Raw genomic sequence first — 11,696 nt, 5'->3', positions numbered from 1 at the left:
GAGATTTTTCAAATTCACGCAAAAAACTCTTGTTTTTTATTATCTAATTTCTTTTGCGTCCAGTTTGCGGAAAATATGACCCTCTGAAAGCCGCTCAGCCAGCCACTGGCGTTTGGCTTCCACTCCCGGATGTGCTTTTTTCGTGCGGATAATGCAGCTGAGATGCTCGGATGCAAGATTATCCGGCGTTAAGGTTACAAATTTGAATTCCATTACGGATCCTCATTTCTTTTAAGGAAATTATATAAGATTTTATGACAGAAACATAGAGCGCCGCGGATTTTGTAAGAAAGTGATGCAATAATGATGGACGCATGAAATCAGAGACAACATTGAAAAAAATATAATAGAGACAAATTGATAAGACCGGACACTCGATTTCGGCTTATAATGAAAACAAAGGAGGTTCGTTTATGCAAATACAAACAATAATTGATCATATTCAAAGTCATACGCCCTGGGTGGATTACCGCAAAACCCGGGATTTTATCCTGATCGACGGAGGGAGTTCCGAGGTCAGTCAAGTGGCTGTCTGCTGGGTCGCAACGATGAAAGTGATCGAGGAATGCATCCGGCAGGATATTCATTTTATCATTTCGCACGAAAATTGCCTCTATGTGGAAACAACCGCGCCGTATAAGACGATGAAAGACCTGCGCGATCAAAAGATCAAGCTTTGCCAAAAACATCAGATTACCATATATCGCTGTCATGACGGCTGGGATCAGTTTCCATTCTATGGTGTGGCGGATTCGCTGGCGCGCAGTACCGGGATTTCCTTTGACGAACGCCCGGTTTCCTCTTTTTATCATTATGCGGCGATAGAGAAGGAAACCGTTTCAGAGCTGGCGGAAAAACTGGCGAAAGCCTTGAAGCCGCATGGCTGCGGGTATGTGGAAATTCTGGGGAATCCGGATCAGCGGGTAACGAAATTAGGCATGGGCGTCGGCGCGGCGATGAATTCGCAGGTGATGATGCTGGAGAATGTGGATTGCATGATCCTGGCTGACGATGGCTTCACGAACTGGATCGATCTGCAATGGTGTCTGGATGCCAAAATTCCCTGCATTCTCTGCCATCATTCTACCAATGAGATGGAAGGCATGGCCGGCATGGTCCACTATTTAAGCAAAGTATTTCCTGATTGCCGATTCGTTAAACTGGACGAGGGATTTCAGTTTACCCTGATCGAGGCTCCGGCAGAAGATTGAGTGAAAAGGAATCCGTTATAAACTAATTGTTCCAAAAATTGGTAAAATACGAGTCTGACGAAATAGAACAGAGAAGAAAAGCCGGGAGTATCCGAGATCCCCGGCTTTTATAACGATTCAATGAGGACGGTCTCAGCGCTGCGGCATCGTGAAGGAAGCCAGCGCGCGGTTCAGGAATTCGTTGAACGGCCGCATGGTTTCAGCCAGTCTTACGATCTGACCGACGACTTCTGAAGCGGACTGATTGCCCTCGATGTAGCATTCGAGATACCATGACTTCATCTTCAGATAATCCGCCAGCGGATGATCGGCAGGAAATGGCTTTGGCACTCATTTCAGGCTTTCTCCTTTGACCGGCAGACAGACGGCGAAGTCCGGCGTCTGGATCAGCGCACTGAAAACGTCAGCTTGATCCAGAATTGCCTGACGGACCAGCATGGTCGCTTCCGCAAACTGCGAAGCAAACAAGCCGCCGCCCACAAGCAAGGCAGCGGGTGTCAGAGCGAGGAACAGATCGCAGGGAATCGGCTGGGATCCCCAGGGAGAACAATGAATCCGGAAGACCGGGTTGTAGGGCGACTTATCGTTGGAAAACCGGGTGTCCCGGTTCAGCCGGCTGATCCGGCGGGAAATGTCGATGTCCAGCCGCCGCGGGTCGTTTACCGCCAGCTGTTCGTTGACCGCACGGGCCAGATTTTCAAATTGTTTTCGCGCCAGCTTGTAGTCTGTCTGATGCGCATGCATCCAGTCCAGACTATTGCTGCGGGCCAGATCGCCAAGAAACTGCTGCGTCAGGGCCAGATCAAAATTTAATTCTGACATACTTTTTCCATCCAGACGGAAGCGACCACTTCCTGTAATTTCTGCCGCTTTTCTTCCGGCAGCGCGTAGGCGGACAGGGTATCGAATACCGTCATGTGTTCCTCAATTTTTTCCATCGCTTCTAAATGCTGATGTAAAACCTGAGGTTCGGCTGTCGGCAGCTTGGAATATTCCAGATTGTCCGGATCCAGCCGGCGCGTGCCGATCGCAAAGTCGATCCGGCAGGTGCAGCGACAGCCGCCGGAAGCCAGGTAACAATACTGCGACATGAAATCGGCCATTTTCCGACGGGCGCGGGATAGCCGCTGGCGGTAAGCTTCCGGCGTTAAGTTCAGGATTTCCGCCGCCTGCCGGCTGTCGGCTTTAAACATTGTGCCCAGAATGAAGATGCAGCGATCCTGCGGCTTCAGACATTGAAGCATGACGTTGGTACACGAATATTTCAGTTCCCGGGCCAGAATCTGCTTATCTTCCCGCTGCGATTCTTTCTGGTATGCCTGAATATCCTGAGCATAGGCCTCATAGCTCAGCGGATGCGTGGCGAACATCGAGCGCTTTTCGTCGATCAGCCGGTTGACCGCAAGCCGGTAGACCCAGGTGCTTAAGGCACTTTCCCCGCGGAAGCCCGGCAGTTTTTCCAAAACCAGAAGCAGGATTTCCTGCGTTGCGTCTTCGGCGTCAGCCACGCTACCAAGCATCCGCAGCGCCAGGTTAAAGATCGGCGTCTGCAGCTGCCGGACTAATTCTGCCGCGGCCTGTGGTTTATGCGCCAGCACCTCCTCAATCAAAGCGGGGGATAGCGGTTGAGTTTGATTGTCCATCTGAATTTCTCCTTTCAATAATTAGACGGAAGGGAATTCTTTGTGTGACATTTTTTTGCGTTATTTTTGTAAAAATTTTTAAATTCAGGATACCGCATGAGACGAGGATAGGCGGAAAATCCGTTTTGGGGATAGCGCTGGCTCGCATAGCGGCGAACAAGGGACAGCGCGTCACAGGATAAGAGTGGTAGTCAGCGGTCTTCCTTCTTATCCTTTGACAATGTATTGGTTCTTTTTTCGCAGCCGTCATTCCTTTTTTGCCAGCACACACAGCGTTGTTTTGTCTTTTTCCAGCGGCCCGCCTGCCACATCGCCATAAAACGTAACGGACTGAAAGCCCGCCGCGGTCAAATCCCGCTCTAATTCTGCAGCGGTAAATCCATGTTCCCAGACGTGATAGATTGTGTACGCGTCAGGCTTGATCGTGACATATTGGTTACAATACGAAGCGTCCTGATCATACCGATAAAACGCGTGCAGGACCAACGCCGGCTCCTCGCTCCAGTAGCCTTGTTCTTCAACGAACCAACGCTTCGTTTCAGGCTTGCCCTCATAGTTCAGCGGTGTAAACACGTCGAACAGAAAAACACCGCCGGGAAGCAGGGAAGCGTAGATCTGCTTTAATAAGGCTGTTCGGGCGGAAGGCATCAGCACGCCGAAATCACAATAAATCAGCGTGATCACATGGAATGGCCCGCCGAATTCGATCTGGGTGTAATCCCCCTGACGATATTGGATCGAGAGGCCTTTTTCTGCCGCGGACTGCTTCGCGTAATCCAGCGAGCGGACGGAGAAATCAATTCCGGAAACTTGATATCCCTGCCGGGCAAAGAGCTCCGCATAGATTCCCGGCCCGCAGCCTAAATCCAGAAGCTGGGGATACTGATCCGGCGGCAGCTGGGATGCGATCCAGGCTGCGGATTGCCTGACGAAGTCTCCCCGGCGTGTCGCGCCATCGGTCGTTTCATCCAGATGAGCTTCGAGCATTTTCTGCGACAGATAGGGATCAGTCCAGATATTCGCCTGACTCTGTTGATATAAGGCCGGCCGGGTTTGGATCTGAGAAATAAAGTTTTTCATGAATTTTGTCCTTTCTTTTCGGATTTTTAACCGTGGGAATGAGCTTGAGGGGCAGCGAGGAACGCTTTTTCCTCGAAAACGCCTGGGAAACGCTTGTTGATCAACGAAAAATCGTTGTGGAAAATCCCATCGCACCCCAAAAGAGCTGCTTGTAACATACTTTCCTGACAGCAGCCGGCGATGATATTTTCTTTTTCCACGTTTTGCTGGACGCAGATTTCAGGACCGGACACCGGACAGAATCCATCCTTTTTTGTGAGCTTGCGCCTTTATTGTAACGGGAAATAAGCCTGATGGCAATCGCGATCATTCCGGGACTGTTCGTTTCTTGCGGCATGGATTTTGACAATGAAGCCGTCCTGTTTTTAGGAGCGGAGGCGCTGCAGGAAAAGGGGTTCCGCGCTTTTTTCTGGTAAAATAGACGAAGATGAGCTATACTATGTACCGTAAGTCCCATTTCTTGATGCATAATTGTGTTATGACATCCTGACAGTGCGCCGAAGCACTGTTTTTGAATTAGGAATAGAAAGAGTGAACCATGAAATTTAACGAATTACCAATCCATCCGTCAATCTTGAAAAATTGCCAGCGGATGGGCTATACGACCCCGACCAAGATTCAGCAGAAAGCGATCCCGCCGGTCTTGGAGGGGCGCGATCTGCTGGGGCTGGCGCAGACCGGCACAGGCAAAACTGCAGCGTTTGCACTGCCGATTCTCGACCAGCTGATGAAACAGCCGCAGAAAGGCAAGCGGGCGATCAAGGCGCTGGTGCTGACCCCGACCCGCGAGCTGGCGATCCAGATTGTGGATAACTTCCAGCTGTACGGTCAGGGCCTGCCGTTGAAGACCGTCGTGATTTTCGGCGGCGTTAAGCAGGGCGCGCAGGTCGATCAGCTGAAAAAGGGCGCGGATATTCTGATCGCGACGCCGGGCCGTCTGCTCGATCTGGTCGGCCAGCGTCTGTTGGATCTGAGCCAGGTGGAAATCTTTGTGCTCGACGAAGCCGACCGGATGCTGGACATGGGTTTTATCCACGATGTAAAACGCGTCAGCGCGCTGCTGGTGAACAAAAAGCAGACGCTGCTGTTCTCGGCGACGATGCCGAAAGAGATCGCCGGGCTGGCCGCTTCGCTGCTGAAGAATCCAGTCCGCGTGGAAGCAACGCCGGTATCCACGCCGATTGAAAAGATCGAACAGCGTGTGTACTATGTGGAAAAGCACGAAAAGAACGACCTGCTGCTGCGGGTCTTGAAGAAGGAGGAAGTCACCTCCGCGCTGGTCTTTACCCGGACCAAACATGAAGCTGACCGCGTCGTCCGCTTTTTAACCAAGGGGCAAGTTCAGGCGATGGCGATCCATGGCAACAAATCGCAGAACGCCCGGCAGAAAGCGCTGGCCGCATTTAAGAATCATGAGATCCAGGTGCTGGTGGCGACCGACATCGCGGCGCGCGGCATTGACATTGAGAAGCTTTCCCATGTCATCAATTACAACATTCCCAATATCAGCGAGACCTATGTTCACCGGATCGGCCGGACAGCCCGGGCAGGGCAGGAAGGGATTGCGATCTCCTTCTGCCAGAACGATGAACGCGCTTATTTGAAGGATATCGAAAAACTGATCCGGTATACGATTCCGGTCGTCAAGGATCCTGAGGCTAAAACTACGGTCCAGCCGCAGGCGGCAGAGTCCAAAACAGAGGTTTCCCCGAACCAGGCGCCAGCCAGTCCGGCGAATAAACCAGCCGGTCATCGGCCAGCTCGCCGGCGTCGTCCAGCTCACGCGCAGAAGTCGCGCGAGGCGGCGAAGTAAGGAAGAAGAATATGAGATCGAAAGCATTTCCGTTTTCGATCTTTTTTCTTGTTTCTTTTGTTCTTTCTTTTGTTCAGGGAAAGTTATGTCACAGCGAGGATTCGCGCTAGCCCGGGGACTTTCACCGCGAATTTCTCCCTTTGCGAGTTGGCATTTGAGCTTTTCCCCTTTACAATAAAGAAGAGAAAAACCAATGTTAAAAACAAGGAGGACATGAGGATGATTCAGGCGGAACCGATCACAAAAACGACATGGCGGATAAGGGGCTGCGGCTGCGACTGTTATCTGTTGGACGGAGAGGTCCCGGCGCTGATCGACTGCGGCTGCGGGGAAGTCCAGATTCGTCAGTTCTGTGAAGCTTTAATTCAGAAACCGGTCAGGACGGTGATCTGCACCCATGCCCATATTGATCATACCGGTCAATGCGGCTTATTTGATCAAGTGTATATGACGGAAAGAACGGCGGCGTCCAGCTGCAACGCGATGGACGAGGATCCCGCGAAGCTGAATTTGGATTATACGCCGGTATTTGTGCAGGACCATCAGATTCTTAAACTCGGACAACGGTGCTTGGAAATTCTGCTTTGCGATTGTCACGCTCCGGGCAATATCATGATTTTTGATCACACGGAAAGAATCCTCTATGCCGGCGATGAACTGGACGTGGATCAGGTGCTGCTTCTGCCGGGCTTTGCGGAGAAAGCGGGGCAGTTTCACAGCGAGCCGGCGGCGACCGTGAGCGATTACCGGAGATTGTTGATCAGGCTTGATCTGCGGCGTGAAGAATTTGACTGGATCTGCACCGGTCATAACGGTTCACCGTTGAAACCGGAAGTCCTGACAATCATGATCGAACTCTGCGATCGGATTCTGGCCGGAGAAGAAGGTTGTCTCGACTGCAGCTCCGCGACCTACAGCGCCCGGGATCGGCATTTCCCCTATCACCAAGCTCATTACCGGCGGGCGTCATGGAAAGGCTTTTCGTTAGTGTACTGTGCCGACAGCCTGACCGACAGAACACAGAATTCTAAAGTCATTCCAGCTACGCCGCTGCATGCAATGTGCGAACACAACGTCGCGGCGGCGCAGGGCAAATAACCACGATTAATCGGGAATCTGCAGATAGATGATGAAAGAGTCGGACTTTGATGTCCGGCTTTTTTCTACTTGTGAATGAGAACTTTGGAGAAATTTGTTAGTCATAAGAACTGTTTCAGTCACCGTGGTTGAAGAAGGCAAGGGAATATATAGAATAGAAGGAATAAGTGAGTTATATGGAACTACATTGATTAAAAAATGTATCTTTTTCGATGAAGTTCAATGGATCCCCGCTGGGGAAGAGGCGGTCAACGCCTTCCAGATCGATTTCAACTGTGATATCTATCTTATTATCAGAAGCCTGTTTCTTTGATCATTATGAGAAGATAATTGTATCCCTGTATCCGGGACTGAACGCTTCTTATAAGAAAATAAAATCGGTGAACGTTGTGGATTGGCTGATTGCGGATGAAGCCTGAGATACCTTGAATAATAGGAAAATAAGAAAACCATTAAATTAAAAAACGGAGCTTTTCAACCTGTCCGGGAGTTTCTGAACTCCTCATGATAGGACGTGCTGATAGCTCTGTTTTTTTAAAGGACTTTGATTATTGGAGATCTTGCCGGTCTTTCTTGTCAGTTTTCTCAAGCTCCGCTTTGGCGTCAAGGATTCCCTGTTTCACCGCACATCGGATGATTTCATAAACGAGGGTGAGTGCGATCAAGAGGATGAGAAGCTGAAAGAGAATTCCCCAGACCATCGGCTCAGGCTTCCTGCGGCTGATCGATCAGCGGCTGGTCGTCCAGCGAGACTGTTCCGGTTCTGCCTTCTGTTTCAAACAGGACAATCGTATTTTTACCTTTTTTCAATAACGGCGCCGGGATATACAGATAATGCGTCGGGCCCAGCTCCCAGAACCGCCCAAGATTTTCCCCGTTCAAAAACGCTGTGCCTTTGCCCCAGCCGTTCAGGTTCAGGAACGTATCCGCCGGTTCTTCAATGTCTACGGTAAATTGATAGAATGCCGGAACACCTTCCTGATAATCGCCGATGAAATCAACCTGATCGACATTGTTCAGCTCCAGGCAATACTGCTGCCAGCCGGTGTGGAAGTGCAGGTCCAGCATGAAGCCGCCTTTGATGCCCTTGCGCTGATGCGGAGAAACCAGACTTGCGCCGTAGTTGATGCGGCCGAGGTTTTCCACCAGAATGTCGATCACGTTGTCAGTCGGATGATCGAGCGTAAGCGGGATGTTGCTTCCCATCGTTTCCTTGTATTGTGTGGCGATCAATTTCTGGTTGACAAATACCTGAGCGCGGTCGTCGCAATCCGCCAGCTTGGCTTTGGCCAGCTCGCGCGCTTTGCCGACATGCGCGCGGTACAGGATGTAGCCGTAGCCCTGCCCCAGCTTTTCCATCGGCTGAGGAATGTCGGTTTCGATCGGCTTTGCCAGCGAGGAAAGTGTATTAAATAAGGAAACCTTGTTCTCACAGCGCAGTTCGCCATAGCTTTTAAAGGTGATCGGCGTGGACAGCGGCACCGGAGTGATCGGATGATATTTGGCGATGACCTCGCGGAAAGCGGCGTATTTTTCTGCTTCCGTACCCCACTCCGTCAGCGGAGCGGCATAGTCGTAAGAGGTGATCTGCGGATCCATGCCGTTGTGGTAGCTGCAGCCGTTATAAAATTCCGGATTGGTGCCGCCGTGGAACATGTAGATGTTGACGCTGCCCTGACGCAGCATCGCGTCCAGCTCGTCCGCCGCATCCTTCGCGTCGCGGGTTTTCAGCGGCGATCCCCAGTTGTTGAACCAGCCGATCCAGAATTCCATGCACATAAGCGGGCCGTGGATGTCGTTGTCGTCCATGAACTGACGCAGCGCGCCGATCTGTTCGTCGGTGCGCGAGCCGAAGTTGGCCGTCGGCAGCACGCCTTCATTGAGTAAGGTTCCGGCGTCGAGCACTTCACGCCAGCCGCCGTCGGATGTAAACATCGGCACATCGCAGCCATGCTTTTCCATCAGACGCTTGATCGCCTTGAGATATTGCTTGTCGTTGCCGAAGGAGCCATATTCATTTTCAATCTGGCACATCAGCACCGGTCCGCCGTGAGTGAAAAACAACGGCCGGATCACCTTGAACAGCTCGGCGTAGTAGGCGTCGACCGCGTCGAGATAGGGTTGATAGGTCGAACGCACGCGCATTGAATCGTCCGCTAACAGCCATGCCGGCAGACCGCCGAATTCCCATTCCGCGCAGATGTACGGCGTCGGCCGTAAAATGACCCACAAACCTAAAGCCTGAGCTAAGCGGACAAAGCGCGCGACGTCCTTGCGTCCGCTGAAATCAAACTGGCCCTTTTTCGGTTCATGGTAGTTCCATGGGATATAGGTTTCCACGCAGTTGCAGCCCATATTTTTTAATTTTTCCAGACGATCCTGCCAATATTCAGGAACGATCCGGAAGTAATGCAGCGCGCCGGAGATCAGTTTGACCGGCTGGCCGTTAAGCATAAAATCATCTTGAATCGCAAAGGTAGTCATGATTGTTTCCTCATCTTTCTCTACCTTTTATTGTAGAAAAGAAATCGTAAAAAAGAAAGGAATTCTTGTTTTTTGCGGGGCTTTTTCCAATTTTCCGCAATATTATAAGTGGGAGGTGAAATTATGCGCTGTCCGCGATGTGGAAATGAGGATCCATCCTGGTTCTATCTTGGCAGCAAGGGCTGGTACTGCCGCCGCTGCGTCGGCTTTTCCCGGAGGCTGACGTGCGAGGCCAAGGAACCGGTCGTGCCCGAGCTCAGTGAACCGCTGGATCCGCAGCTGCGACTGGATTATCCCCTGACTCCGAATCAGAAAAAGATCTCCGATCAGCTGTGCGAATTGTCCGAAACCCACGACGTCCTGGTCGACGCGGTGTGCGGCGCGGGAAAAACGGAAATTGTAATGGATTGTCTGCGGAGGCGGCTGCAGCGGGGACAGCGGGCGGCGGTTGCGGTCGCCCGGCGGCAGGTCGTGCTGGAATTGGCGCGGCGGCTGGCGGACGCGTTTCCAAACCTGTCGGTGATCCCGGTCTGTCAGGGTTATACCAAGAAGACCGAAGCGGATCTGATCGTCTGTACGACCCACCAGCTCTACCGCTATCCCCACCGGTTCGATCTGTTGATCCTGGATGAACCGGACGCTTTTCCCTACAAGGGCGACCCGGTTCTGCATGGAATCGCGCGCACCAGCTGCCGCGGCCAGATCGTCTACACGACGGCGACGCCGGATGCGGAGCTGCAGGAACGGGTGAGGACGGGGACGTTGAGGCAGCTCAAGCTCAACCGCCGTCCGCACGGTCATGATCTGACGGTGCCCCGGGTTCTGATCGGCCCTCAGTTCCTGTTGATCCTGCGGCTTTATCGCTGGCTGAAAGGCAAACAAAAGGCAAACAAGCAGGCGCTGATCTTTGTGCCGACGATTCGCGGCTGTCATCACTTAAAAGTTCTGTTTTCATTGGAATTTTCCTGCGGTGAGCTGACCAGTCAGTCACCGAATCAGGATGAAACGCTGCGGAAGCTGCGGGCAAACAAACTGCAGTTCTGCTTTGCGACGACGGTGCTGGAACGGGGCGTGACGATCGCGGGCGTCGACGTGTGCGTGATGGATGCCGATCATGGCGTGTTCGACGAAGCTTCGCTGACCCAGATGATCGGCCGGGTCGGGCGCAGCTTTGCCTGTCCGGATGGCGACGGATTGTTTCTGTGCCGCAGGCGCAGCGAACAGGTCGAACGCTGCGTGAAACGTCTGGAGGAAGCCAATGCTGACGGCTGAGCGCTGCCTGTGGTGCGGCGGTCCGTTGTTAAACGGATGCACGATCCCCGAAATGATGTTCGCCGACGATTCGCTGTGCGGCCTCTGCCGCAGTCAGCTGACGCTCATTTCCCATCAAGTGAAGCTCGGCGAGCTGAGCGTGCGGGGGCTGGTTCTGTATGACGAGGCGTTCATGAAAATGCTTGTGCAGTACAAGGAATGCATGGACGAAGCGCTGCAGGATGTTTTCCTTCTGCCTCGGCGCGATAGGCTGCGCCGGCGGTATCGTCATTTCACGCTGGTGCCGATGCCCTCATCCCGCGCTAAACGGGAAAAACGCGGCTTCGATACGATTCCCCAGCTGTTTTCCGGACTGCGGCTGCCGATCGTGGAGCTGTTGGAAAAGACGGAGGATTACGTGCAGCAGGGCAGCGCCTCCCAGCGGCAGCAGGCTGCCTCCCACATTCGCTTGATCCCCGGCGTCCCAATCCCGGATGGAAAGCTGTTGTTGATCGACGATGTGCTCACGACCGGCAGTACGCTCAACGCCGCTCACGCATTGCTTCCTGCCGCCGACCAAGCGCTGGTGCTGGCCGTCAACCAACGCTTCCTGCCGCCTTCTTTCGCTCCATTCCGTAAGCTTCGTTGTCGAAAAAGCGCGGAATAAGACGAAGGAAAAGATTTGAGTTTGCGGCCGATCCTCTCTATACTCAAAGTAGACGGGAGCGGCGGAATTCCAGCGGCGGAAACCAGCGAAAATCAGGATCAGTCGAAGCGGAATTCCCCGGGTTCAGCGAACGAAGGGGTGAAGCAGAAAAGCATCAAAACGACGGGCAGCGATCCCGGTTCCCGTCGAAGCGACATGGCGGAGAAGACCGCCGCGGATAAATAAAGAAGAAAGGGTTAGGTTTAAGGCAGATGCAAGGTAAAGTAAAGATGTTCAATAAGGAAAAAGGTTACGGCTTCATCAAGCTCAGCGACGGCCGCGATGTTTTTTTCCACTATTCCCAACTGGTGATGGACGGCTTCAAGACGATCGAGGAAAACGCCGAGGTGGAATTCGATCTGGTCGAAGGCGACCGGGGCTATCAGGCCCACAACGTCAAAAAACTGTAA

General features: G+C 52.5%; 14 protein-coding genes and 1 pseudogene. 8 read left to right on the top strand and 7 right to left on the bottom strand.

All coding sequences use genetic code 11. From position 1 onward, the window contains the following. Positions 1-39: 39 nt before the first annotated feature. Positions 40-213 carry a hypothetical protein gene (locus I2G61_RS14635; RefSeq protein WP_229100775.1) on the bottom strand — a complete coding sequence of 58 codons (174 nt, stop codon included), beginning with the start codon at positions 211-213 and terminating at the stop codon, positions 40-42. A 200-nt stretch (positions 214-413) separates the two neighbouring features. Here I2G61_RS14635 and I2G61_RS14630 point away from each other — a divergent pair, with 200 nt between their 5' ends. Beyond that, the gene (locus tag I2G61_RS14630) at positions 414-1,211 is read left to right on the top strand and encodes a Nif3-like dinuclear metal center hexameric protein (RefSeq protein ID WP_195548401.1); all 798 of its coding nucleotides are present in this window, start codon (positions 414-416) and stop codon (positions 1,209-1,211) included. 132 nt (positions 1,212-1,343) lie between these two features. Here the strand turns inward: I2G61_RS14630 and I2G61_RS16560 are convergent. From I2G61_RS16560 to I2G61_RS14605, 4 genes and pseudogenes are all read right to left on the bottom strand, one after another. Further along, positions 1,344-2,033 (bottom strand): annotated as a pseudogene (locus tag I2G61_RS16560) (DUF2461 domain-containing protein). After that, positions 2,021-2,854, bottom strand: a complete 834-nt coding sequence (locus I2G61_RS14615) for an RNA polymerase sigma factor (protein ID WP_195548398.1) — start codon at positions 2,852-2,854, stop codon at positions 2,021-2,023. The pseudogene I2G61_RS16560 and the gene I2G61_RS14615 overlap by 13 nt, the downstream one beginning before the upstream one ends. A 246-nt stretch (positions 2,855-3,100) precedes the next feature. Continuing rightward, positions 3,101-3,934 (bottom strand): bifunctional 2-polyprenyl-6-hydroxyphenol methylase/3-demethylubiquinol 3-O-methyltransferase UbiG, encoded by an 834-nt coding sequence (locus I2G61_RS14610; protein ID WP_072685590.1) that lies wholly within the window; start codon positions 3,932-3,934, stop codon positions 3,101-3,103. Between the two features lie 26 nt (positions 3,935-3,960). After that, a complete protein-coding gene (locus tag I2G61_RS14605) occupies positions 3,961-4,167 on the bottom strand; it encodes a hypothetical protein (protein ID WP_072685591.1) in 207 nt (68 codons plus the stop codon). 60 nt (positions 4,168-4,227) lie between these two features. Between I2G61_RS14605 and I2G61_RS16680 the strand changes: the two genes are divergently transcribed. The 3 genes from I2G61_RS16680 to I2G61_RS14595 all read left to right on the top strand — a co-directional run bounded on the left by I2G61_RS16680 (position 4,228) and on the right by I2G61_RS14595 (position 6,845). Next, positions 4,228-4,350, top strand: coding sequence for a hypothetical protein (locus tag I2G61_RS16680; protein ID WP_255370403.1), 123 nt, complete (start codon positions 4,228-4,230; stop codon positions 4,348-4,350). Between the two features lie 122 nt (positions 4,351-4,472). Continuing rightward, positions 4,473-5,747: a DEAD/DEAH box helicase gene (locus I2G61_RS14600; RefSeq protein ID WP_195548397.1), complete on the top strand. Its 1,275-nt coding sequence runs from the start codon at positions 4,473-4,475 to the stop codon at positions 5,745-5,747. A 219-nt stretch (positions 5,748-5,966) separates the two neighbouring features. Further along, positions 5,967-6,845 carry an MBL fold metallo-hydrolase gene (locus tag I2G61_RS14595; RefSeq protein WP_195548396.1) on the top strand — a complete coding sequence of 293 codons (879 nt, stop codon included), beginning with the start codon at positions 5,967-5,969 and terminating at the stop codon, positions 6,843-6,845. Between the two features lie 548 nt (positions 6,846-7,393). On the opposite strand, the gene I2G61_RS14590 is transcribed toward I2G61_RS14595, so the two are convergent. Continuing rightward, positions 7,394-7,546 (bottom strand): hypothetical protein, encoded by a 153-nt coding sequence (locus I2G61_RS14590; RefSeq protein ID WP_159432828.1) that lies wholly within the window; start codon positions 7,544-7,546, stop codon positions 7,394-7,396. A gap of 4 nt (positions 7,547-7,550) precedes the next feature. Then, a complete protein-coding gene (locus tag I2G61_RS14585; protein WP_195548395.1) occupies positions 7,551-9,329 on the bottom strand; it encodes a beta-galactosidase family protein in 1,779 nt (592 codons plus the stop codon). Between the two features lie 123 nt (positions 9,330-9,452). Between I2G61_RS14585 and I2G61_RS14580 the strand changes: the two genes are divergently transcribed. Genes I2G61_RS14580 through I2G61_RS14565 form a run of 4 tightly spaced genes read left to right on the top strand, consistent with a single transcriptional unit; the run spans position 9,453 to position 11,696 of the window. Then, complete coding sequence (locus I2G61_RS14580; protein ID WP_195548394.1) at positions 9,453-10,601, top strand: helicase-related protein; 1,149 nt, start codon at positions 9,453-9,455, stop codon at positions 10,599-10,601. After that, positions 10,588-11,247, top strand: a complete 660-nt coding sequence (locus I2G61_RS14575) for a ComF family protein (protein WP_195548393.1) — start codon at positions 10,588-10,590, stop codon at positions 11,245-11,247. Before I2G61_RS14580 ends, I2G61_RS14575 begins: the two co-directional genes overlap by 14 nt. 15 nt (positions 11,248-11,262) lie before the next feature. Further along, the gene (locus I2G61_RS14570) at positions 11,263-11,472 is read left to right on the top strand and encodes a hypothetical protein (RefSeq protein WP_195548392.1); all 210 of its coding nucleotides are present in this window, start codon (positions 11,263-11,265) and stop codon (positions 11,470-11,472) included. 26 nt (positions 11,473-11,498) lie between these two features. Beyond that, complete coding sequence (locus I2G61_RS14565; protein WP_072685599.1) at positions 11,499-11,696, top strand: cold-shock protein; 198 nt, start codon at positions 11,499-11,501, stop codon at positions 11,694-11,696.

This window comes from Holdemania sp. 1001095H_141210_F2 (assembly GCF_015558105.1).
Lineage (GTDB): Bacteria > Bacillota_I > Bacilli_A > Erysipelotrichales > Erysipelotrichaceae > Holdemania.
This window is presented reverse-complemented; position numbering and strand designations above follow the sequence as displayed.

Coding starts and splice junctions, on each gene's coding strand:
- I2G61_RS14630 (WP_195548401.1), top strand. CDS start 414: ATGCAAATACAAACAATAATTGATCATATTCAAAGTCATACGCCCTGG.
- I2G61_RS14600 (WP_195548397.1), top strand. CDS start 4,473: ATGAAATTTAACGAATTACCAATCCATCCGTCAATCTTGAAAAATTGC.
- I2G61_RS14590 (WP_159432828.1), bottom strand. CDS start 7,546: ATGGTCTGGGGAATTCTCTTTCAGCTTCTCATCCTCTTGATCGCACTC.
- I2G61_RS14585 (WP_195548395.1), bottom strand. CDS start 9,329: ATGACTACCTTTGCGATTCAAGATGATTTTATGCTTAACGGCCAGCCG.
- I2G61_RS14615 (WP_195548398.1), bottom strand. CDS start 2,854: ATGGACAATCAAACTCAACCGCTATCCCCCGCTTTGATTGAGGAGGTG.
- I2G61_RS14565 (WP_072685599.1), top strand. CDS start 11,499: ATGCAAGGTAAAGTAAAGATGTTCAATAAGGAAAAAGGTTACGGCTTC.
- I2G61_RS14575 (WP_195548393.1), top strand. CDS start 10,588: ATGCTGACGGCTGAGCGCTGCCTGTGGTGCGGCGGTCCGTTGTTAAAC.
- I2G61_RS14595 (WP_195548396.1), top strand. CDS start 5,967: ATGATTCAGGCGGAACCGATCACAAAAACGACATGGCGGATAAGGGGC.
- I2G61_RS14635 (WP_229100775.1), bottom strand. CDS start 213: ATGGAATTCAAATTTGTAACCTTAACGCCGGATAATCTTGCATCCGAG.
- I2G61_RS14580 (WP_195548394.1), top strand. CDS start 9,453: ATGCGCTGTCCGCGATGTGGAAATGAGGATCCATCCTGGTTCTATCTT.
- I2G61_RS14610 (WP_072685590.1), bottom strand. CDS start 3,934: ATGAAAAACTTTATTTCTCAGATCCAAACCCGGCCGGCCTTATATCAA.
- I2G61_RS16680 (WP_255370403.1), top strand. CDS start 4,228: ATGGCAATCGCGATCATTCCGGGACTGTTCGTTTCTTGCGGCATGGAT.